The 24011-nt window shown below is 42.4% G+C and carries 21 protein-coding genes; 9 read left to right on the top strand and 12 right to left on the bottom strand.

Translation table 11 applies throughout. The features are described 5' to 3' along the window. Positions 1-52: 52 nt before the first annotated feature. From FLL46_RS02240 to bioB, 9 genes are all read right to left on the bottom strand, one after another. Entirely contained in the window at positions 53-415 is a 363-nt protein-coding gene (locus tag FLL46_RS02240; protein WP_142891785.1) for a diacylglycerol kinase, read from the bottom strand. Further along, positions 408-2027, bottom strand: a complete 1620-nt coding sequence (locus tag FLL46_RS02235; RefSeq protein ID WP_142891784.1) for an amidohydrolase family protein — start codon at positions 2025-2027, stop codon at positions 408-410. Before FLL46_RS02235 ends, FLL46_RS02240 begins: the two co-directional genes overlap by 8 nt. After that, positions 2024-2581 carry an ATPase gene (locus tag FLL46_RS02230; protein ID WP_142891783.1) on the bottom strand — a complete coding sequence of 186 codons (558 nt, stop codon included), beginning with the start codon at positions 2579-2581 and terminating at the stop codon, positions 2024-2026. The genes FLL46_RS02235 and FLL46_RS02230 overlap by 4 nt, the downstream gene beginning before the upstream one ends. 152 nt (positions 2582-2733) lie before the next feature. Beyond that, on the bottom strand, positions 2734-3576 hold the full coding sequence (locus tag FLL46_RS02225; RefSeq protein ID WP_142891782.1) for a CvfB family protein: 843 nt from the start codon (positions 3574-3576) through the stop codon (positions 2734-2736). A gap of 159 nt (positions 3577-3735) precedes the next feature. Then, the gene (gene bioD, locus FLL46_RS02220; protein WP_210418573.1) at positions 3736-4428 is read right to left on the bottom strand and encodes a dethiobiotin synthase; all 693 of its coding nucleotides are present in this window, start codon (positions 4426-4428) and stop codon (positions 3736-3738) included. Positions 4429-4435: 7 nt separating this feature from the next. After that, entirely contained in the window at positions 4436-5284 is an 849-nt protein-coding gene (bioC, locus tag FLL46_RS02215; RefSeq protein ID WP_142891781.1) for a malonyl-ACP O-methyltransferase BioC, read from the bottom strand. Continuing rightward, positions 5281-6108, bottom strand: coding sequence for a pimeloyl-ACP methyl ester esterase BioH (bioH, locus tag FLL46_RS02210; protein ID WP_142891780.1), 828 nt, complete (start codon positions 6106-6108; stop codon positions 5281-5283). Before bioH ends, bioC begins: the two co-directional genes overlap by 4 nt. Then, positions 6105-7301: an 8-amino-7-oxononanoate synthase gene (gene bioF / locus FLL46_RS02205; protein WP_246119250.1), complete on the bottom strand. Its 1197-nt coding sequence runs from the start codon at positions 7299-7301 to the stop codon at positions 6105-6107. The genes bioH and bioF overlap by 4 nt, the downstream gene beginning before the upstream one ends. Positions 7302-7376: 75 nt before the next feature. Next, a complete protein-coding gene (gene bioB, locus FLL46_RS02200) occupies positions 7377-8477 on the bottom strand; it encodes a biotin synthase BioB (RefSeq protein WP_142891779.1) in 1101 nt (366 codons plus the stop codon). A 141-nt stretch (positions 8478-8618) separates the two neighbouring features. Between bioB and FLL46_RS02195 the strand changes: the two genes are divergently transcribed. The 5 genes from FLL46_RS02195 (at position 8619) to FLL46_RS02175 (ending at position 16462) form a co-directional block, all read left to right on the top strand. Beyond that, entirely contained in the window at positions 8619-9509 is an 891-nt protein-coding gene (locus FLL46_RS02195; protein WP_142891778.1) for a ComF family protein, read from the top strand. 244 nt (positions 9510-9753) lie between these two features. Next, positions 9754-11082: an MATE family efflux transporter gene (locus tag FLL46_RS02190; protein ID WP_142891777.1), complete on the top strand. Its 1329-nt coding sequence runs from the start codon at positions 9754-9756 to the stop codon at positions 11080-11082. A gap of 96 nt (positions 11083-11178) precedes the next feature. Then, on the top strand, positions 11179-12207 hold the full coding sequence (locus FLL46_RS02185) for a serine/threonine protein kinase (RefSeq protein ID WP_246119249.1): 1029 nt from the start codon (positions 11179-11181) through the stop codon (positions 12205-12207). Between the two features lie 289 nt (positions 12208-12496). Then, entirely contained in the window at positions 12497-14191 is a 1695-nt protein-coding gene (locus FLL46_RS02180) for a methyl-accepting chemotaxis protein (protein ID WP_142891776.1), read from the top strand. A 384-nt stretch (positions 14192-14575) separates the two neighbouring features. Beyond that, a complete protein-coding gene (locus FLL46_RS02175) occupies positions 14576-16462 on the top strand; it encodes a methyl-accepting chemotaxis protein (RefSeq protein WP_142891775.1) in 1887 nt (628 codons plus the stop codon). 92 nt (positions 16463-16554) lie between these two features. Here FLL46_RS02175 and FLL46_RS02170 read toward each other — a convergent pair whose 3' ends face one another. After that, a complete protein-coding gene (locus tag FLL46_RS02170) occupies positions 16555-18936 on the bottom strand; it encodes an aminotransferase class III-fold pyridoxal phosphate-dependent enzyme (RefSeq protein WP_142891774.1) in 2382 nt (793 codons plus the stop codon). 418 nt (positions 18937-19354) lie between these two features. On the opposite strand from FLL46_RS02170, the gene FLL46_RS02165 reads away from it, so the two are divergent. From FLL46_RS02165 to FLL46_RS02155, 3 genes are all read left to right on the top strand, one after another. Continuing rightward, positions 19355-19714 carry a DUF6164 family protein gene (locus FLL46_RS02165; protein ID WP_142891773.1) on the top strand — a complete coding sequence of 120 codons (360 nt, stop codon included), beginning with the start codon at positions 19355-19357 and terminating at the stop codon, positions 19712-19714. A 22-nt stretch (positions 19715-19736) separates the two neighbouring features. Continuing rightward, complete coding sequence (locus FLL46_RS02160) at positions 19737-20015, top strand: hypothetical protein (protein WP_142891772.1); 279 nt, start codon at positions 19737-19739, stop codon at positions 20013-20015. 179 nt (positions 20016-20194) lie between these two features. Then, complete coding sequence (locus FLL46_RS02155) at positions 20195-20509, top strand: hypothetical protein (RefSeq protein WP_142891771.1); 315 nt, start codon at positions 20195-20197, stop codon at positions 20507-20509. 380 nt (positions 20510-20889) lie between these two features. On the opposite strand, the gene FLL46_RS02150 is transcribed toward FLL46_RS02155, so the two are convergent. Further along, positions 20890-21174, bottom strand: a complete 285-nt coding sequence (locus tag FLL46_RS02150; protein WP_142891770.1) for a YebG family protein — start codon at positions 21172-21174, stop codon at positions 20890-20892. A gap of 150 nt (positions 21175-21324) precedes the next feature. Then, a complete protein-coding gene (ilvY, locus tag FLL46_RS02145) occupies positions 21325-22215 on the bottom strand; it encodes an HTH-type transcriptional activator IlvY (RefSeq protein WP_142891769.1) in 891 nt (296 codons plus the stop codon). A gap of 208 nt (positions 22216-22423) precedes the next feature. Between ilvY and ilvC the strand changes: the two genes are divergently transcribed. Further along, entirely contained in the window at positions 22424-23899 is a 1476-nt protein-coding gene (ilvC, locus tag FLL46_RS02140; protein WP_142891768.1) for a ketol-acid reductoisomerase, read from the top strand. The last annotated feature ends 112 nt before the right edge of the window (positions 23900-24011 follow it).

Below are 24011 nucleotides of genomic sequence, written 5' to 3'. Positions count from 1 at the left end.
ATTTACATTGATTAAGCCATATTTAAATCTCTTTGCTATCTATCGTCTTGCTCTAACGGAGCAAAATAACACTCCAAACAACGGCTAATAACAATAGGCAAACAAACACTAAAGCCGAACCAATATCTTTGGCCCGACCTGAAAGTTCGTGATGTTCATCGCTAATTCGATCAACCGCGGCTTCAATCGCAGAGTTTGTTAACTCCGCGGCAACCACTAAAAATAGAGGTAAAATTAACCACAATAAATCATACTTGGTTTCTGCCAACCAAAACGCCAGCGGAATACCCACCGCAGCCAACATAACTTCCTGACGAAAAGCTGCCTCGTTTTTCCAGGCAGCTTCAAGACCTTTGATAGAATAGCCCGTTGCATCAAAAATTCTTTTTAACCCTGTCTTACCCGGCTTAGCCATTGTTTGCTTTTTCCTTTTCTTGCTTCACTATTTGCTTAACATCATCTAGTAGCTTTTTTGCATCATAGATGATCCCGTCTTTGATGGTGTATTTGACACCACCAACTGTGACAGGTTTATTACTCTCGTCTAATTTGATGTGTCCAGTTCCATAAAGCGTTTTGAAATTGCGCAACGGATTTTCCTCGACTATCACTAAATCTGCCAACTTGCCGACAGCAACTGAACCAATTTGACTGCTCATTCCCAGCGCTTCAGCACCATTAATGGTTGCCGACTTAATCACTTCCAACGGGTGAAAGCCTGCCTCTTGTAACAACTCCAATTCGCGGATAAATCCAAAACCATAAATTTTATAGATGTATCCCGAATCACTTCCTGTGGTTACTCGGCCGCCATGATTTTTATAATCATTTAAAAAAGTCATCCAGCGTTGATAGTTTTTCTTCCAGTTAATTTCGTCTTGTGTGGTCCAGTCAAACCAATAGGAACCATGGGCGTAACGACTCGCCTGAAAAAATTCCCACAGACCGGGTAACGTATATTCAGTGTGCCAGTCTGCATTGCGTTCACGCATTAAATCTCGGCTTGCATCATAAATAGTCATTGTGGGATTTATGGTTAAATCCAGTTCAATTAATTCGTCCCTGACGGCATTCCATTTTGGACTGCCCGGCTCAGCCGCCTGCAACCACAATTTACCGGCTTCACCGAAACGGTGTTGCTCGTTATTGTAGTTATAGTCAAGGGGATAATTCTGAATAACTTGATCAGTAAACATCGCTTCCGGCAATCCATACCAGTGCTCCATGGTGTTTAATCCCATACGCGCACTATCAACTGCATTTAAATGCACAACATCGAGTTGTGCGTGATGCATCATTGTTTTTAGTCCACGTTTTTTTGCTTCGTCAACCGCCGCCTTAAATATTTCTGGTTTAGTTCCAAAAAACTTAATACCGCGAGCACCTTGTTTCGCAATTTTTTTCACCCAGCTTTTTGCTTCACTGGGCGTATTAATTCCCTTTTTATTGCCCAGGCCAAACCAAAAGTAAGGCACAATTCTTGGTGCAGCAATACTATTTTTTTGGCTTTTCTTCATATGGCTCAAAACGAATTCATCGCCATTAAAACTTCCCGGTTCACGTATGGTAGTAATACCATGGGCTAACCAGAGTTTGAAAGTATATTCCGCTTGAGTAATTTGATGAGAACCACCGATATGAGCATGCATATCAACAAATCCCGGTAAAATATAGTGGCCTTCGACATCAATTACTTTATCGTTCGCTGTGGCTTCCGGTCGCTTCGCCACGATAGGAACGCCAGGATTTCCGACGCTTTTGATCTGAACAATTCGATTATCTTCGATCACAATATCAACCGGCCCCCTCGGCGGAGCGCCCTCACCATTGATAAGAATTCCACCTCTCAGTATCAGTCTTTCAAACGGCCCTTCTCCCTCAACTCGCTCGGGTGCATCTAAAGGGGCCGATGAGACTTGAAATGCAGGTAACGAAAATCCTGCCAAAGCCAAAAGAACGCCGTAAATTGCTTTAGCGCGACGGCGAGGATTTTTGTGATTTGATTTTGTTATTCTTTTTCTTATCATTTTTCTGCCTGTTGTTTCAGCCTGGAAAACTGTTCGCCAATCACACCATGCACGGGTTTAGCCCAGTTTTTTAAACCAACCCCGACACCGCTAACTTTATAAGTAACAGTTAGCAGCGAAGATTCTGCGGACTGACTTTTTATTGAAAAATCTAATACTCCGTCAACAGGAAGAGACTGCAACGGACCTAATCCACCGAGTAATCGAAGCATTTTTTCCGGTTGAAAATAACCAATATCCATGTGACGAACAAAGCCGCCGCCGTCAAACTTTTCACAAAAACAATGCAGTTTTGTTAAGTCGAGAGTGAGGTTTTCGCTTTTTCCAGCGTAGGAGTGTTCAGGATTCCACCACTTGGCAATATCAACCAGGGTCGAATTTAATTTCTCGACGGGCGCCTTAACCGTCGATGAAAACTTTACTTCAAAATAGTTTTCGTTAGCCGCAATGATTTCAGCTTGAGAAAATTGACTAGCGAAAAGAAAAGTACAAAAAAATAAAGCTTGAGTCAGTGATTTTTTCATCAGTGATCTTGTCATCAGTGCTCTTGTCATCAGTAATTCCTCATAAAATATCGTATGAAACCAATTAAAATTAAACAGCGCTTTCACATGAAAAGCCCGCTGTATTCGGTATTCAAAGAAACTTAGAGATTTTCTTTTTTACTTGTTCTTACTGCTTTTTACTGCTTACTACTTTTTACTACCTAGTGTTTGTCCGTGTTGGCAAAACGAATGCCATCTTTACCAATTAATATTTTTCGCTGTTTATAAAGTGCGCCTAATTCGGCCTTAAATACTTTCTTGCTCACACCAAACTCTTGATAAATTAACTCAGGCGGACTTTTATCGTTAATAGCAGAAAAGCCATTGCCTGACTCAATTTTTGCCAGTATTTTACTTGCCAATGACTTATCACCTGAAACCCCAGGTTGTTTGAGAGTGATATCAATGCGTTTGTCAGCGCGTAGTTTTTTAATAAAACCTTTCAGCTTTTGCCCATATTTGATTTCGCGAAAAATATCATCGTGATGCAATAATCCCCAATAGGCTTGATTAACAATCATTTTGTAGCCGAGATCAGTTTGATCACCGACAATTAAATTAACCGAGTCACCAGCTTTCAATCCTGATGTTTCTGCTTTAATAAACTTGTTAAGTTTACTAGAAGCGCACAATCGCCCGGTGTTATCTTCGTAAGCATGGACTATGTGAAATTCACCGACTTCCATTTTTTTACTTTGCTCACCAAAGGGTGCCAATAAATCCTTCGGTAGACCCCAATCTAAAAATGCTCCGACACGACTCACCGACAATACCTTAAGGCACGTGGTTCCGCCGATTTCAATACGAGGCTTTTTGGTGGTTGCGACAACTTCATCGTGCGAATCTCGATACAAAAAAACCTGAATTTTGTCGCCGACTTCACAATGAGAAGGGGTTTGCGCGACAGGCAAAAAAACCTGGCCGAGGTTTCCAGCTTCTAGAAAAGTACCTCTCGCTGTTTTACGAAAGATCTTCAAGAAATTAAACTGCCCGATTTTAACCATAGATTTTAACCATAGAGATTAACCACAAGCTTTAACGAAAGAGTTTCGCCATGTTCCACCATATGAAGCATGGTGATTTTTGTGCTGAACGCCATAATTTAAGCCCCAAATCATATTTTTCTATTGTTTATCAGCAAGTTATGAAAAGGCGATAAATTATCAGCTATCGACCAAGTGCTCGATTCTAACACATCTACTAGCGAGTTCGACGGAATTATCTTCAGTGAAAAAAGGCAGCTCCGCTAGCATAGGACAGTCTAATAGAGAGTTTAAGGTCTCGATATTCTGCTGTTGATTGAGCATTTCCGGATCGATGTGATTGGCGACCCAGCCGACCAGTTCTAACCCTGCAGCCTTAATTGATTCCTGAGTCAGCAATGCATGATTTATACATCCTAATTTTAAACCAACGACTAAAACAACGGCGAGATTTTCAGCAGCCACATAATCAGCGAAAGTTTGCTGCTCATTTAAAGGGACTAACCAGCCACCAGCCCCTTCAACTAGTATGAAAGACTCGTCGATACTCGCTAACGGCACAAGCTGTTGCAACTGCTCGACAGAAAGCGCCATACCTTCCATTTTCGCTGCGATATGGGGAGCAATCGGTCGCTGTAGCGCTATCGGGTTAACCTGCTCATAAACGGTCGGCAAGGTCATTGCCTGCATTAACGCTAACGCATCTTCATTTTTGAATTGCCCATTTTCTAACTCACACCCGGCTGCGATGGGTTTAAAAGCCCTCACCGAGTGTTGCGCATTTTGCAGCGCATGGATGAGCGATGCCGTGAAAAAAGTTTTTCCCACTTCGGTATCTGTACCGGTAATGAAGATTTTTTTCTGTTGCTTCACTTTTCCCTCACTCAGGCTTTTGAATATCAACTTTATAAGTGTGGTAGTCCGCTTTAGGTTGTCCCTGTTTTTTCCATGCGTGTCCATAAATAACTTCGTAGGTGGCAGGCAAATTACCATCAGACCAGCGATACTTTTCATACGCCTGATTGAGCTGGTTAAATTTACCTTTTCCCAGCAAGCCTCGTTGGCGCTCGCTATCAATATTATGCGCACCGATAGCTTTCAAGTCGCGCATTAAACCAATAAGCGTTTTATAGGTTAATGTAATCACATCTCGATCCATCACGGTATTTTCGAAGTGAGCGTTAAAAACCTGATCGCCTACAATGTGCATATCAATAAATTCGTTCACATGTACCGATTTATCAACTTGCCGCCAGCTTTCTTTTAATTCGATTAAAGTGTCAGGACCTAACGTGGAAAAAATCAGCAGGCCACCGGGCTTTAAAACTCGGTTTAGCTCACTAAAAGTCTTTTTTAGATCTGGCATCCATTGAATCGTGAGGTTGGAAAAGATCAGGTCGAATTGGTTATCATCAAACGGCAATTCATCAGCATCGGCGACCTGGTAATTAATTTTTCTAAAAAGACTCTGATTCTTTTTAGCCTCTTCAATCATACCCGGCGCTAAATCAATCGCGCTGACTTTTGAGCGGCCGAAAGTCTCGCGTAATTGTCGACTGCAGTAGCCGGTTCCGCAACCAACATCGAGAATATTTTTGGGATTTATTCGCATATACGAAAGGCGTTCAAACACTCTGCTGGCCACTTCCTGTTGCAGCAACGCAAACTCTTCGTAGCGCTCAGCAGCCTGGCTGAAGGACTGCGCAATCAAGTTTTTATCGAGACTCATCGAGCACTCTCTCCGGCGGCGTTTTCCCCAACAGAGACTTCCGATAAATGTGCACCTGGCAATAAAAATTCGAGAACATCATCAACAAATTCATTACTAGCTGACAAAAATGGGGCGTGAGCCGACTTTCGATAAATAATTGCTTTACTGCCTGGAATATGATCTTCCACATCAGCCGCAACCTTGGCTGGCACTAAAGAATCGAGCCTGCCATACATCCTTAATACTGGCATTGCCAACTGTGATAACAGAGGCACAAGATTAATATCATGCAGTATTTTTAAACCACCTCTTAGTGCTTTTTTAGAAGGCTGGCCATGAATAAATACAGTCTCTTTCAGTCGTTTTACATCTTCTTTTTGAGTTGCGCTCCCCATCGTCTGGATCCCTAAAAATCGAATTAAGGTGCCTTCATAATCTTCTTCCAGGTAAGCCATAAAAGATTCGAGTAGCTGCGCCTGCATGCCGTGCCATTCTTCATTAGCGACAAAACTGGGATTGGATGCCACGGTAATCAGCTTACTAATTCGGTCAGGACATTTCAGCGCCAACGCCGTCGCTACCAAGCCGCCAAGGGACCAGCCAATAATATCGCAACGCTCTGGTAATACGGATTCGATTGAATTCACCAGATAATCAAGATTATATTCACCGTTGTGTACAGAACTATAACCAAAGCCCGGCATATCAATATTGTGAACGGTAAAGTGTTTTTCCAACTCGGGCAGCACGGTTTCCCAAATGCCTCCATGTAACCCCCAACCATGGATTAAAACTAATGCAGGACCTGTTCCTGAAATATTGACAAATGGTTTTAAATTCATTGATTAACTTCTTTCTGCTGCAATGCGAATGCATTGGTTAGTGACTGGATTAATTGATCGATTTGTCGATGACTATGTGAAGCCGACAAAGTAATTCTTAATCTGGCGGAATTAGCCGGTACTGTCGGCGGGCGTATTGCACCGACTAAAAAACCTTGTTCAAGGATCCGATGATTGATGGCTAACAACGACTCATTATCACCGACAATAATTGGCTGGATAGCTGTTTCAGATGGCAAAATGGTTACTGGAAAACCAGCAGACTTAAATGTCTCACATTGTTGACGAAAGTAGCTAATATTGCTTTTCAATTGCGCGAGAATTTTCGGATTTTGTTTAAGGTGGTTTAGATTGGCTAAATTTGCCGACGCGATTGAAGCAGGCATTGCAGTAGTATAAATATAACTCCGTGCTTGCTGAACCAGATAATCGACGAAGGGCTTTTCGCCGGAAACAAACGCGCCAAAGCCGCCTAATGCTTTCCCTAAAGTTGCCATCAGAACGGGAAGCTGTTTCTGATTCAACCCAAAGTGTTCCGCACTTCCTTTGCCATTTTCACCGATGACACCAAAACCATGGGCATCATCAACGATTAAAATAGCGTCGTATTTATCACACATTGCAACCATTTCTGTTAGTGGTGCAATATCGCCGTCCATGCTAAAAACACTATCGGTGACAACAAATTTGTTTTGCGAACTTTTTTTCAGTCGCTTTTCCAGTATCGCAAGGTCGCAGTGGGGAAAACGCGTTGAATCGGCATCGCTTAACCTCACGCCGTCAATCAACGAAGCATGATTCAATTTATCCGCAATGATTAAATCTCCCTTTTTCGCCAGGCATTGCAAAATAGCGAGATTCGCCATGTAACCGGAAGAAAAAGTAATCGCAGCCTCTCGACCGACAAAACTTGCAAGTGCCTCTTCTAAATCCTGGTGAGGCTTTTGATGGCCGCAAACCAGATGTGAGGCGCCTGCCCCAACACCATATCTATCAGCTGCGCTCGTTAACGCTTGAACCGCCTGAGGCTGATTGGCTAATCCGAGGTAATCGTTACTGGCAAAGTTAATCAACTGCTTTCCATCAACAGACACGATTGTCTGTTGCGGCGACGTTAAAGTTTGACGCTGACGCAACAGTCCAGATTCGGCTCGTTGCTCAAGTAACTGTTGAAAATTAAGAAATTTCATCATCGATATTCCGGCAAAAGCAGGCTGATAAACCAACCGCCCGCTTTTGTGGATTGATTAGCAAATACTTAACCGAAATTAACTGGCAGCGTTGTAAAACAACGGCTTTTCGGTTTGCGAACTTGCTTTGGCCGCAGCTTCAAGTTGCGCTTGCTCTTCAGCGAGTTTTCTCGGACAGGGTTTGGTTTCTGGCGTTCCGCCTTCAGGCTCAATCCCAAGACGTTTAAACAGGTCAAGATCGTGATTCATATCTGGGTTCTCTGTGGTTAATAATTTCTCACCATAGAAAATAGAGTTTGCACCGGCAAAGAAACACATTGCCTGCATTTCATCTGACATGTTTTCTCGACCAGCGGATAAACGCACATAAGATTGAGGCATCACAATACGCGCAACCGCAATCATTCGAATAAATTCGAACGGATCTAAATCTCTGGCGTCTTCCAGTGGCGTACCTTTTACCGCAATTAACTGGTTAATCGGCACACTCTGTGGGTGTTCCGGTAAATTGGCCAGCTCTCGAATTAAGTTAAGGCGATCGGATAAAGTTTCTCCCATTCCCAAAATTCCACCGGCACAAACATTAATACCAGCATCTCTGACTCGCTGTAGCGTATCTAACCTGTCCTGGTATGTTCGAGTGGTAATAATTTCGCTGTAATACTCTGCCGAAGTATCCAGATTATGATTGTAGTAATCTAAACCGGCATGCTTTAACTGAGTGGCCTGCTCTTCATTCAGCATTCCCAAGGTTACGCAAGTCTCCATTTCCAGTTTTTTGACGGCTTTTACCATTTCTAAAACAACCGGAAAATCTTTTGCGCGCGGGCTTCGCCATGCTGCTCCCATGCAAAATCGTGTTGCACCGGTGCGTTTGGCATTTTTCGCAGCAGTGACAACCTCTTCTAATGCCACTAATTGTTCTTTCGACAAACCCGTGTTGTAGTGCCCGCTTTGTGGACAATAAGCACAGTCTTCTGGACAGGCGCCAGTTTTAATACTCATTAGCGTCGATGCTTGAACCTGGTTAGGTTCAAAATTCTGCCGGTGCACTGCCTGGGCGCGAAAAATGAGGTCATTAAAGGGTAATTCATATAACGCTTTTACTTCTGACAGCTGCCAGTCGTGACGAATATCTGCGTTTACAGTTAAATGAGATAAAGAATTTGGCTGGTGCATAAGCGCTCTTATTTTTGATCAACTATTTTGTTCGACTATCGATTTAACTATCGGTATATTTAAACCCAATGGAATATCAATGGATTTAAGGTCAGGCGAAGATCTTAAGAGAAGCGGATTCACTGTCAAGGTATGACAAACATGAAAGTTAACATCTGGTCATTATTTAACCTTAAAATAATTTCTAAATTTATTCCCGTTAGTGACTGTTTGCTCTGCCGCGGACCAGTAGTTCAAGCCGTGAATAGCGACTACTGGAGTAATGAATGCTCTGATATTGCCTGTTCCGTCTTTAATCGACTTGACTTAAATTTGGCTCCAGGGGGCGGGCTTGATCGCCTGGAAGCAGCAGCAAAGATTTCAGACAACAAAATTCAACCACCAAATTCCAGGCTAATTTGCCACTATTGCCACCAGCGTTTACCGCTACTCCGTCAGAGTTGTCGGGTTTGTGCAATGCCGGTAACCGGGGTACTAACCGACAACCAGGAACAGGTTTGCGGTCAATGTTTACGGCATTCCCCCATGTTCAAAAAAACGATTACTGCATTTCACTATGAGCCACCAATCAGCGACTTTATCACCAGCATGAAATTTAACGGTATCTATTACCTCAGTTCTTTACTCACCGATTACCTTGAACAACAGATTCGCCTTTCTTATCAACCAGAAAACTTTCCCCAGGGGCTGGTTGCTGTACCGCTGCATCCTAAAAAACTCAGAAAAAGAGGATTTAATCAGGCCCAGCTTATCGCCAAAACATTAGCCAAAAGCTTCTCTATTCCATTGCTATCTCATCTAGTCAAAAGAAATCGCGATACCCAGGCACAAACCAGTCTGGATGCACTTAAACGACAACAAAACTTGCGTGGCGCATTTAATGTCATCTCAAAACCACCCAATTTTGTAGCGGTGGTAGACGATGTCATGACCACCGGCACCACTGCCAATGAGTTAGCGACACAACTAATCAAGCAAGGAGCCGAACGAGTTGATGTTTGGTGTATTGCCAGGGCCTACACTAATAACTAGGGCGTGTATTCAGGTTAACGAATTACAAACCGAGAGATTGCTATCCGCATAAGCAACTCGAATTCAGGCTTATAAAATTGGACATAATAAAATGCTGTAACAATATCAGGATCTGTTTCCACTCATTGTTATGGGTCATATAGTGATACACTTCGCTTTTTGCTATTGACTGTCTGCAATTTTAGCTCTGCAATTCTGAGTAGATTGATGATGGCACCACACGATAATTAACTGGGAGCGCCATTTGGTTTCTCGCGAACGTTCTTCTCAGATTTTTCACATTGCATTACCCATTATTGGCGGGATGATTTCCCAAAATATTCTCAACCTGGTTGATGCAGCTATGGTCGGCCAACTTGGCTCGACCCCCCTCGCAGCTGTTGGTATTGCCAGTTTTGTTAACTTTGTAGCCGCTGCGCTTTTCATGGGTATGGCATCCGGCGTTCAAGCGATGGTGGCTCGGCGAATTGGTGAAGGTCGAGAGAGTGAAGCAGCGAATCCGCTCAACGGCGCATTGGTCGCAATATTTGTAGCAGCGATCCCGCTCACTTTACTGCTGACTTATTTCAGCCAACCTATTATGTCGTTTGTCAACGACGATCCCAACGTGGTTGAACACGGCGTCGCTTATCTTGATGCCCGTTTAATCGGCATCATGGCCGTGGGCATGAATTTCAGTTTTCGAGGTTATTTAAGCGCGATAAAAATGACCCAGTTTTACTTTAAAACGCTCATAGTCATGCACTCAATGAATATATTATTAAACTATGTGCTGATTTTCGGACACTGGGGATTTCCAGAAATGGGGACTGCCGGTGCGGGACTTGGAACAACTCTCTCAATGTTTGGCGGTACTCTTTTGTATTTTTTCTTAACCATCCGTTACACCAAGCGCTATGGTTTTGGTTTACATCTGCCACAAAAAGAAACCTTTTACCAGGTGCTAAAAATATCGATTCCCTCTTCGCTTCAACAACTCTTTTTTGCATTAGGTTTTACCACTTTGTTCTGGATAGTCGGAAAAATTGGTACCGAAGAGCTCGCCGCAGCCAACGTGTTAACCACCCTGACTTTGGTGGCGATCTTGCCGTCTATTGCCTTTGGCATGAGTTCAGCCACCCTCGTGGGACAAGCGCTTGGGCGTAAAGATGTCGACGACGCCTATCAGTGGGCCTGGGATACTTCAAAGATTGCCGCTGTTGCAGTTTCCCTGATCAGTATTCCTATGCTGCTCATTCCAGATTTGTTATTAGGTATTTTTCTACACGAACAACAGGTGATTGACATTGCCAGAATACCACTTCAATTAGTTGGTATCGCAATCATCATTGACGCAGTTAACCTGGTGTTAATGTCATCTTTGCAAGGCGCCGGCGCCACTAAAATAACGATGGTCGTTGGTGTGGTGTGCCAGTGGTTTGTATTTTTACCGCTTGCCTGGTTTATCGGTCCTTATATGGGAATGGGGTTAACTGCTATCTGGTTAATTCAGGGGTTATATCGATTGTTTCAAACGTTCTGGTTTGCACAATTGTGGTACAAAAAAGATTGGGCGCATATTAAGCTCAGTTAACAAACCTGGCATCTTTTTGTTGACAAAAAACGGATGTTGAATCAACGTCAAATTAATTTGACGTAGTTTTTCTTCAATCTATACTGACGTCTATCGATGGCTCTCAAACCATGTAAAACGACTAAAGTTGGTAACGAATTCACTATGCATGAGTCGCAACAAGCACAAGACTTTTTTCAACTGACACCGGATCAAGTGTTAGATGCACTGGAGTCAATCGGCCTAGAACCACAAGCAGCATTATTGGCATTAAATAGTTATGAAAATAGAGTTTACCAGTTTAGAGATTATGACGAGAAACGCTATGTCGTAAAGTTTTACCGACCTGCTCGGTGGAGCGATCAGCAAATTCTGGAAGAACATGATTTTTGCCTGCAACTGGTTGAACATGAAATCCCCGTTGTTCCCCCGATGAAAATTGAGCAGCAGACATTGTTTCAACACAATCAATTTCGTTTTGCTGTCTTTGAAAGTAAAGGTGGTCGTAATCCTAATCTGGATGACAAAGATACCTTGATTTGGCTGGGTCGTTTCATCGGTCGAATTCACTTGTTGGGAGAAGCACAAAATTACCAACACCGACCCACATTAACACTCGACAGTTTTGGTTATCAAAGCGTTGATTATCTATTAAAGACTGAATTTATCCCCGCACATATTTTAGCTGCTTACAAGGCAATCACAGAACAGCTACTGACTTTATGCGCGCAATCTTTTGAACGCTTTGGTCAACTTAACACGTTAAGGTTGCACGGCGATTGCCATCCCAGCAATGTGATGTGGACCGATTCTGGACCGCATTTTGTCGACTTTGACGATAGCCGAATGGGACCGGCTATTCAAGATTTATGGATGTTGGTCACCGATAATAGTGACCGTCAACAATGGAACCACCTACTCGACGGTTACGAAGATTTTCGCGAATTTGATGACCGAGAAATGGCCCTCGTTGAACCGCTCAGGGCGATGAGAATGTTGCACTATAGTGCGTGGCTTGGCCGTCGCTGGAGCGACCCCAGTTTTAAACACAATTTCCCCTGGTTCAATGGTGTCCGATACTGGGAAGAACAGGTTTTAGCACTAAAAGAACAGTATGCCCTCATTCAACAATCGGTTAGCCCTTAATCGGGCATCTCCACCAATCAAGTCAATTTATTAACCCTTATCATTGCCGGCAGCCTCTTGAGTATTAAAAGTTTGATGCTGAGGGCTGCTCGTGCAATTCATGAGTTTCATTGGTGTCTTGCGTTATTCTCACTATCTTAATTTCTGGTTTAATAGCAACAGCCAATTAAAAATATCACTTTTAAAAACCTTTTCTATTATAACGCAACTCAGTGGTCTATGACTTTCAATCATACTCTATGCTTATAGTTAACCTGATGATCTGATAGTAGCAATTGTAAGGACGACAATGGATTTCTGGGCCAGCTCTGTCAAATGGAAATTAATTTTGCCGATAACAATATCCTTTATTATCGGACTAGTCGCTCTTTGGATATTCATTCCCCAGAGAGTTCAACAAAACGCGCAGTTTCAGGCGATTGAAATCGCTAAACAAAAAGCGCTTGAATTTAAAGTTTTACGTGGTTATTACGCCAAAAATGTGATCAGTAAAATTGTTAAAGATGGTAATCTGAAACCTTCATTCAACCATGCTAATAACGCCAATGAAGTACCTCTGCCCGCTTCGATGATTCATGATCTTAGTGAACTACTACAAGATAAAGGAACCTCCATTAAACTTTATTCTCCTTATCCTTTTCCCAATCGCAGTTCTCGCGTTCTTGATCAATTTGCAACCGATGCCTGGAACGCCTTATCAGAAAACGTGGATACTCCCTTCGTAAAAATAACTGAAGGTACTAACCCAATTGTTCGAGTTGGTATTTCCGATACAATGTCGGCACAAAGCTGCGTTGATTGTCACAATAGCCGAGCAGATACGCCAAAAAACGACTGGCGCTTAGGACAACTGCGCGGCGTTCTGGAAATTGATATTCCTCTCGGTGAAATTTTGGCGAAGGGAACCAGTTTAAGTCAACAGATATTACTTATTATCTTTTTAGTCACGGCCATTGCGACAACATTGACGCTGATAATTTTTCGTAAACTCGTCGGTAGGAGAATTAGTCACGCAGCCAAAGATATCAAGGCTTTTACTTCATCAGATGTTGACTTGTCATTGAGGTTAAACCCGGAAGGTAGCGATGAAATTTCACAAATATCTCAGGCAACTAATCAACTATTAGAAAAAGTCCAACAAACTTTTCGCGGCGTTGTTGATGTAACCCGTGACCTGGTCAATGTCGCAACGACCTTGCAAACGGCCAGAAGAACCGCCAATGACGCCTCCGCCGATCAATTTAACCAACTCGACCGAGTTGTGGCCACAGTCACTCAGTTATCAGCTACTTCTCAACAAATTTCGGCAACCACTAACGACGCAGCAAGTGTCGCTCGCGAAATATCAGAAACCAATCAGCAAAGCCAAACCTCCGTTACTCAAAGTATCGAGGCAGCACAAGAACTATCCAGCAATTTACAAACTGCCAATTCAAATCTGGAGGAGCTCACAACCGATAGCAAAAATATTGGTACTGTCCTTGATGTCATTAGAGGGATTGCGGAACAAACTAATTTATTAGCACTCAATGCCGCCATTGAAGCTGCCCGTGCAGGAGAACAAGGTAGAGGCTTCGCGGTGGTCGCTGACGAAGTTCGTTCATTAGCTAGCAGAACCCAGGAGTCAACCGAGGAAATTCAGTCGATGATCGAACAACTCCAGAACAATACGCTGAAGGTGGTCGATATTATTAGAAAATCCGATAACAACGCGAAAACATCTTTAGAATTCGCCAGTGAAGTCGGCAAACAACTATCACAAACGACAACTTCTCTGGACAAAATTAAACAATTCAGTCAACAAATTGCAATAGCGGTTAACCAACATAGCGAAGCAGTTGATGAAGTTAACCAAAATTTACATCATATCAACCAGGCGACCGAAGCCTCAAACCAGACCAGTCAATCGTTATCCAGCGATGTTGACACCATTAATGAATTAGTCGAAAAACTGGAACAATTGCCTAAACAGTTTAAAACCTGAACAGTCTAAGCGCGAGCGACTAACACGCAGACAACTGCAATTCCACCGTTCAGGTTCAATTCAGCCGGACATTCTTATCCTCAATCAATCAATTTTATTAAGTAGATTTAAGTAATGCCTGGCAACGATAACAAAACAGAACAGTTTAAATACGCGTTATATTTATTGCTATTTTTTGTGTGCTTTGTTGCTTCTCAAAATATTCCCTAAGGTGGCCGACACCTCATACTCCTCTACAGGTCATCTTTTTTACAACCGGTAGATCGTTGTTTTTTCTACCGGCTATTTTTCATCCGACCATCAATTGTTATGCAAAACAACCTAATAGCAACTATTCTTAAGCAACAATGAGATAGTTACAATTGATACTGAGGTCATGCTCTGATGAATAGCCTTCTCGAAAATTTTTCAATCAAACAAAAATTAATTGCAATGTCGATGGTTGCGCTGGCCGGCGTGCTATTAATGGTAGGACTTAAGATATCGTTTAATAACGACTTAGATTTAATGAAAAAAACGCTGATTACAACCTTAGAAATGAATAATAAAATGTTGCAGCTTCGTCGTAATGAAAAAGACTTTCTGGCGAGAAACGATCTGAAATACGAAACAAAATACGAAGCCAATTATCAACAGCTCTTAGCGCTCACGCAGCAATTGAACACCTTACTCGATGATATTGACTTTTCTGATCCAAACGCCACTAATCAACTGAATAGCGTTTTTAAAAATTACCGAGATAGCTTTAAAAATGTTGTGAACATCAAACAAGAATTGGGCTTGACCCCTAAAACAGGCCTTTATGGTAGCCTGAGAGAAGCGGTTCATGTCGCAGAAGATATCGTCAAAGCACAAAATAGTTGGGAGTTACTGGCAGATATTTTGATGTTAAGACGCCGCGAAAAAGATTTTATGCTGCGTTGGGATACAAAGTACCTGGACAAATTTGAAGAAGATTTTGTGAAATTCGAGCAGGCGCTCAATCGCACAAATATTAGCCCAACAGTAAAGTCCAATATTACCGGTGCAATGCAAAAATATGCGGCTGAGTTTCGACTGTTTGCTACTAAATCCAAACAGCTCGGCCTTGATTCGAAATCGGGCGAAATGGGAAGAATGCGAGAAACAATTCATCAAAGTGAAGGGCTTCTCGAATCTAAATCTAACCAGCTCAACGAGTTTATCGCCCAACAAATTAAAAGCGCTAACCAATGGTATATCGCTCTGGCTGCCTTTGTTGTGACCATAATGATGTCGTTAATCTATCTGGCTTACAGAAGTGTAAACGAGCCGCTACAAAAACTCACCAATACGATGAACAGGGCTAACCAGGAACGAGACCTTAGCATACGCTCAAACATGCCAGGTAAACATGAAATCGCGCAACTGAGTGGTGTTTTTGACCGGATGATGGAGAGCTTTTCTGAAGTACTTGAGCGCATTGACCAGGCATCAGAACAGGTCTCTTCTGCATCAAATGAGCTCTCCCATATCAATCGAACTTCAGCGGAAAATCTGCGCGAACAACAAAACTTGATTGAACAGGTGGCAACAGCAATGAATGAGATGACTGTCTCGGTACAGGAAGTTGCTCGCAATATTTCAGACACCTCCACCAGTGCAGACGATGCTTTCCAGGAAACCAATATCGGCAAAGAAACCGTTGCCAATGCGGTGAATTCCGTTGAAGCCCTGGTGGAAAAGATGTTAAAAGCCAAGCAGGTGCTTGATGAACTAGACAAAGATAGTGATGACGTCAGTAAAGTGCTTGAGGTCATTCGCGGCGTCGCAGAACAAACTAACTTACTCGCGCTCAATGCTGCCATTGAAGCGGCTCGCGCAGGTGAACAAGGTCGCGGCTTTGCGGTTGTCGCAGACGAAGTACGCACTCTGGCAGGAAGAACGCAGCAATCGACGGAAGAAATCAATCAGATTATTGAAAGACTGCAGTCAAACTCTAAGTTAGCGGTCGATGTGATGGAACAGAGCCAGATACAAGTTACCGAAACCGTCGATCAGGCACAAACTGCCGGCTCAGCGTTAAATAACGTGACCGAAAAAGTGAACCAGATAAATAACATGAGTACTCAAATCGCGACGGCGGCGGAACAACAAAACTCGGTGGCCGAAGAGATTAACGAAAAAATCGTTAATATTAATGACAGAGCGATTCAAAATACGTCTAACTCAGAGCAAACCTCGGAAGCATCCAACGAGCAAGCGAGGTTAGCGAATGAATTAAAACAATTGGTGAACCAGTTTAAACACTAGATTGTTTACTCATAGTTGGTCTGCCCATAGCTGGTCTGCCTAAAGCTGAATCAACATAAACAACCAGCCGAACGCAGGGACGGCAACACGCCCTATGGCTGTGCCCCCTGCTCTGTCAAAATCATTTCGAGAGATGATAAAAAGAAGTCGGCATCCTGCTTTGAAAAAGCTAATGGTGGTTTAATTTTCAGTACATTATGGAAAGGTCCTTCAGTTGTTAGCAAAATCCCTTCACTTTTAAGCCGTTCAATAACGTAGTCAATTTGCTCAACCGCCGGTTCCAGCGTATCGCGATCTTTTACAAACTCAGCGCCGATAAACATGCCTAATCCGCGCACATCACCAATGACGGGAAATTTTGACTGAAGTTGGCGCAGCCCTTGTTGTAAGTATTCCCCGAGCTGCAAGGCATGCGCCATCAACCCACCTTGCTCAACCGCATCAATCACCGCGCAGCCAATGGCACAAGATACCGGGTTACCACCAAAGGTATTAAAATATTCCATTCCGGTAACAAATGAGTCGGCTATTTCCTGGGTAGTCACAACAGCCGCTAGCGGGTGCCCGTTCCCCAATGGCTTACCGATAGTAACAATATCGGGGACAACGTCTTGTGTTTGAAACGCCCACCAGTGAGTGCCGACTCTTCCCATTCCTACCTGAACTTCATCGGCGATACAAACACCGCCGGCGTCTCTAACGTGTGCATAAGCCGATTTTAAGTAACCAGGAGGGTGAATGACCTGACCACCGACGCCCTGAATCGATTCACAAATGAAAGCACATAACGGCTGATCTTCCTGTGCGAGCGCTTCAATAGCTCGCTTAACGTCCTTTCCGTATTGCAGACCAGTCTCTTCATTGCGCCCACGGTATTTACCACGATAAGGATCTGGCACTAAAGTTTGCTTAATCCAATCGGGAGCACCGTCTCCGCCAGGTCCGTCAAATTTGTATGGGCTTATATCAATACAAGCATTTGCGTTGCCGTGGTAGGCACCTTCAACCACGACCATTGCTTTACGATTGGTATATTTTCTTGCCAATCTTAACGCCAGTTCATTCGCTTCGCTTCCCGAATTCACAAACATACAAACCGATAATTCTTTGGGCATCGTAGACAGTAACTTTTCCGCAAAACGCACGATGTTGTCGTGTAAATATCGCGTATTGGTGTTAAGCGTCGACATTTGGCGCTGGCCGGCGGCAACCACACCTGGATGACAGTGGCCCACATGACAAACATTGTTAACCATATCCAGATAACGTGTACCTTTTTCGTTATATAAATACGCACCGCGCCCTGCGACAATTTTTAGCGGTTCGTCATAAGCAAGGCTTAAATTTTCGCTTAAATGTTTTTTGCGATAGTCGATAATGTCCTGTGGCTGTTCCAATTCCTGCTTGCTATTCAGCTCAGTTAACCACATTAGTTTAAGCTCAAAGCTAATCGCATCAATTTGATCTAGTTGACTCAACGCTTTCCAGGCACCTTGTTGCGATATCAGTAAATAGTCATTCTCCGGCGATTGGGAATACTGGTAACTCGACAGGCTTAAGCTGACCGCCAGGCGCATTTTGATCATTGGTAACAACACTTTAATCTCAACGGGTTTAAGCGGGTTAACCTGGTGATAAGCCTGAACCATCGCACCAATAATTTCTTCGGCATTGGTTTTGTTCATAATGGCATAAGCCGAGGCAATCGCTATTTCGGCAATGCGAAAACTTGACACCATGTCACCAAAATCAAATAAGCCACAAACCTGTTGTTTTTCCTCATTAACCAGAAGATTGTAATCATTGGCATCGTTATAAATAATTTGCGACGGTAATTCTTCGTATAAAGGTAAAACCTGCGCCTCGTAAGATTGCAAAGCCTGGTTAATTAAATTTATTTTGGTGCCACCGGTCTGGTTTTCTTCCGTATTATCAAGAACTTCGTTTTGGATATAACTTTTATATTTCCTGACGATAATATTTGAGTGTCGTATGTCCCACTTCAAATAACGATGCGCCGCAGGGTGTTCTATGGTTGCTAGTGTTTTATCGATTTGCGCTAACGACTCCCCTAGACTTTCCACAAAACTTAATTGACTGGTATCAGTTTCCGCCCAGATTTTTCCATCAAGAAATGCAATCACCCGCATTAAACAACTTTGATTTTGCTCGTCTTTTATTTCAATTAGATCATCACCACTTTTTGCAGAAATAAGTGATGGTACTTGAAGCTCAATACTCGATTCTTGTGACAATCGATTAATCACCAGATTTTCGAAAGCTAAATCGTCAGCACTTTGGTGAATATTGGCAATCTTAACAACCAGTTGCTTGCCGTCGGCGGTGGTCAACTTTCGGTTAAGATCGATATAACTGGGCAAATCGCTCAACTCGCCGACCAAACCATATTGCTCGTTGAGAATATTTAAAAGTTGTCCATGGGATAACTGAGGAGTAACGCTGATAGAGGTCATGGTTTCAGTTCACGTAGATAAAATGATTAGGTTGGCGACCGTTAAATTCAGACACCCTGGGTTTTAGCGGCTCAAATTGCAATTACCGACACTTCAATTATTACCATTTTTACGATTAACAGTATAAAAAACCAATAACAAAAATGACTAATATTTACAGGGGCGATATTTCTGCGATTGACATTCCTGCCGCCGAAAAAAATCACTATTGTATGCAAAAAAACAAATATTTCAATGCTAGATACCAGACCTGAACATACTTTATTGAAATAATGGCAATCAGCATGTGAGAACACCACGGTGAAAACCTTCAACTTTATAATCTGGTAAGCCCCTGTTATTATCTCATGGGTGAAACAAAGGTATCAGGCAATATTCACCCCACCCACTCAATTATTTAAAGTATTAGCGACCACTAATGGCAAAACTCCTATTCAAGTTAAATAGCGTCCCTGAAGATGAAGCAGACGAAATCAGACTGTTGTTGGACGAATCAGAAATTAATTATTATGAAACCTCTTCCGGTAACTGGGGATTATCATTCGCTGCGATTTGGTTGAATGATGAACAGCAATATGAACAAGCCAAGCAGCTTATTGATCAGTATCAAAAAGAAAGATATCAACGCGTCAGTGAACAACGGCAAGCACAACGTGACGCAGGTGAACACACAACGCTCTGGCAAGCCTTAAAACAATCGCCCATTCGATTTAGTGCTGTGATTGTTTTTGTTAGCGTCGTCCTTTATTTTTCTATCATTCCCTTTTTCCCTAATTGATCCCACTACCGAAATATCTGCCATGCAAACCGACCCTAAAAAACTAATCAAGCAACATGAAAAGCTCACTCACTCTGACGAAATGAAAGTCATCAGTCATACCCAAAGAGAAAAGGACGGCTGGTTTATCAACAGCATCATGGTAGAAAATTGTGAAGTTCCATTTAAGTACAAACGCAAGAAGCAGTATAAAACACTCCAAAAAGGCCAACGAGTCAACTTAACTTACTACCCGGAACAGGAAAATGTGGCGGGGTTAGAATTTGAGTATATGAAAGTGGTGAGGATAAAAATTAGTTAGTTTCAACTTTAAATTAGATAAGAGCCAACTACTAAAAATAAGAATTGAAAAACCTGATTTTAGCGTGTAAATTTCGACTTCGATTTGAAATCACTTTCAATCATAAGCATAAAAATTAATCAGCATTTAATTTTTATGTGTTCTTCTACATTCTTTAATAATTAAAGGGATATTAATCTATGAAAAAATTAATGGTGGCAATAAGCTTCTTTATCAGCGCCTCAGCTATCGCGGGACCACACTATGTCTCGGGAAAAATTCAAAAAGTATCTGGCAGCGTAGATCCAGCGATTCAAATGACCAATGCTATTTCTCCTGAAAAGTGTAATGCAGGTAACTATGGCTGGTTAAGGTTTAAAGGAACAACTTCTGAAGAACGCCACCGAGTTTATGCAACGGCTTTATCTGCAGCAATCGCTAACAAACAGGTCACTGTTTATACAAATTCTGACGATGCTGAGTGCAGAATTTATGCAATTGAAGTTAATATGTAACTGAAATCAATACGTAATTCTACGACGGAACCGGTTAACTATTGGCAAAACAATAGATTTATACCAACCAACCAGAAATTACATAAAATCTTAAAAGGGTGTCTGAAATATTTCTTCTAAATTCATGAACCTTAATTAGCTCCCTCTCCCTCCGGGAGAGGGGAAAAGGAGAATAACCCCCCTATGCATCTTCTAAATTCACGAACCTTCAACCTCTCCCTAGCCCTCTCCTTCTAGGAGAGGGGAAAAAGATATGTGCAAACTGAAGATGTTGTTTACTAATTAACTTGCTCAGCTTAATGCCAATACAAATCAATTTTGATAAAACGACACCAGGCTATTTCAGCTATTGACAATCCTCTTTAAGTAAAGTTTGCGAGCTACGCCGAAGCACTAATCGGTGTAACATTTTCCTTATCTTCTTCACTCTGTATTAACAATTCTGGCTTGCCTTTCAACGCCTTTAACAGGGTTTCTTTATTTTCAGCTAACAACATTCCGATAGACTCTACTTGCTCTTCATTTAAGCCCGGAATTTCTTTTTCCATCCATAGACTCACGTTTTCTGCCAACTCAAGCATTTTGTCGTAGTTATCGGCTTCTTTCTTATCGGTAAATGTTTTATTTTGATCACGATCTGACATATATAAGGTCACCACTGCCATGGGAATTACTCCGTTGTTAAAAACTATTCGAGAAGATACTACTTAAACGAGTAGTTAAAATCAAGCGCTAAATTTTAAACAAGCACCAGATTTTTAAATAGTCATCGATTAATTACATCCTGCTAATTCCTAAAACCAACCCTCTCCTAATCATTCAACTGCAGCTTCTAATACCAGGCTCCAGAATGCGGCAATTAGTGGCGTTGCCATTCTTTTGCGCAAACAGACCATTCCAAGGTCAAATGGCTTTGGAGAAAAAGGCACCGGCAGTATTTGAACCTTTTCTTTTACCGGACTCAAATCTAAAACCGGTTGCGGTACAGCACTGACGCCGCACCCTAACGCGGTCATACTGACGATCGCTTCATGTCCGGATACGTGTGCATAAATACTGGGTTTGATACCCATTTTTTCTAACCATTCTGTTAATCGCTGTGCAGCAGGTCCCGACTCTGGCATTACAAAGGGCAGTTGGTGCCAATCTATCGCATCAGCTCGAATAAACCGGGAAAATTTAGCCCCTTGCTTTGGCGCGATTATTTTAAAAGGAATATGATAAAGGTGCTGAAACAAGTACTTATCGGGCAATTTTTCTTCAGCAACAGCAAAGGCGAAATCAACTTTCCGTTCCGACACTTTTTGATAAGCAATTGCGACATCACCAGTCTCCAGAATAATTTCGACTTTTGGATATTGGTTGCGAAATTGCTCGATTAATTTCGGTAAATATAAATGGGCAGCGGTAACCGTGCAATAGATACTAATTTCACCACTCAATTGTTGTTGGGTGGACTCAAAGTCATGTTTCAAATGGCGCCACTCGGCAATCACCGATTCCGCAAACTCAACAAATCGCTTGCCCGCCGGAGTCAGCTTTACACTACGATTATCCCGCTCAAAAAAAACCTGGTCGAATTCAGACTCCAGTCGCTGGATCATACGACTTAATGTCGACGCGCTGGTGTGAACTTCTTGCGCGGTGTTATTGAAATGCAAGCTTTGACTTAAGTGTAAAAATGCCTGTAAGTCTCGGATGTTCATAATGAAGCCTTTTTAACAACTCTCTAGCGGTTAGCATTAATCACCAATATTTCACATATTGCAACATACTATCCCATATATATCAATTTACGCAACATTTAGACTCGATTAAACTCCAGAGTAAATATTCAAACAACTTATTCTCGAACAACTAGTTTTCAAACAACGTATTTTCAGACAACTATCTAACCTGTTTTTGGAGCAAATCATGTCAAATTACTTTAATAGCCTGAACCTTAGGCAACAATTGGCGCAGCTAGGCGTTTGCCGTTTTATGTCAAAAGACGAATTTTCTAATGGCTGCGATTTTTTAAAAGGAAAGAAAATCGTTATTTTAGGCTGTGGTGCTCAAGGTTTTAATCAAGGGCTCAACATGCGCGACTCTGGTCTTGACGTCAGTTATGCGCTTCGACAGGCTGCCATCGACGAAAAGCGTGCCTCCTGGCAAAAAGCAACCGGCGAAGGATTTACCGTTGGTAATTTTGAAGAGCTTATCCCACAAGCTGATCTGGTTTACAACTTAACGCCAGATAAGCAGCACTCAAACGCCGTTGAAACTGTCATGCCGCTAATGAAACAGGGAGCGACTCTTTCTTATTCCCATGGATTTAACATCGTGGAAGAAGGTCAGCAAATTCGCTCTGATATCACAGTTGTGATGTGTGCACCTAAATGCCCAGGTACGGAAGTTCGCGAAGAATATAAACGTGGTTTCGGCGTTCCTACTTTGATCGCTGTTCATCCGGAAAATGATCCACAGGGCGAAGGTTTCGAAATCGCTAAAGCACTCGCTTCTGCGACCGGCGGTGATCGTGCCGGTGTTTTAGCTTCTTCTTTTGTTGCAGAAGTTAAATCTGACTTGATGGGCGAGCAAACTATTTTGTGCGGCATGTTGCAAACCGCTTCAATCCTGGCTTTTGATAAAATGACCGAAGAAGGCATTGATGCTGCGTACGCCGGTAAACTTATCCAGCAAGGTATGGAGACCATTACCGAAGCGCTTAAAATTGGTGGTATCACTCATATGATGGATCGCCTGTCTAATCCAGCCAAATTAAAGGCGCATCAATTAGCGGCAGAGATCAAGCAATTGACTCGTCCTCTGTTTGAAAAACACATGGATGATATCATCTCTGGCGAGTTTTCTAGCGGCATGATGGAAGACTGGGCCAATGGCGATAAAAATTTACTTCGGTGGCGTGAAGAAACCGGTCAAACTGGTTTTGAGCAATCACCGGCAAGTGACAGCGAAATTGATGAGCAAACTTATTTTGATCAAGGGATCTTCTTAGTTGCGATGATCAAAGCAGGTGTAGAGTTAGCGTTCGAAGTGATGGTAGAAGCCGGTATTTTACCAGAGTCAGCTTATTACGAGTCTTTACACGAAACGCCGCTAATTGCGAATACAATTGCACGTAAACGGCTTTACGAAATGAACGTCGTTATTTCTGACACTGCTGAATATGGAAACTACTTGTTTGCGAACAGTGCGGTTCCTCTACTGAGAGAAAAACTAATGCCTCAGATTTCAACCCAGGAAATTGGTGCCGGGCTTGAGCTTAAGTCACTTTCTACAGACAATCAAAACCTGGTCTCGGTTAACGAAGAAATTCGAAATCACCCGGTTGAAATCATCGGTAAGGAACTGAGAGCTTATATGACAGCATTGAAGAAAATCATCTAGTTTTTCGTTTGATTAAAAATGTTTAATTAGTGAATTGAATTAAACAGAATTCTTGAAAGACTATTTAATATTTCGTAGGTTGGGTTAGCCGCGTTTTTTGCGGCATAACCCA

It is taken from the genome of Aliikangiella coralliicola (assembly GCF_007004725.1).
Taxonomy (GTDB): domain Bacteria; phylum Pseudomonadota; class Gammaproteobacteria; order Enterobacterales; family Kangiellaceae; genus Aliikangiella; species Aliikangiella coralliicola.
The sequence above is the reverse complement of the archived record's forward strand: the minus strand, read 5'-3'. Positions and strand labels throughout refer to the sequence as shown.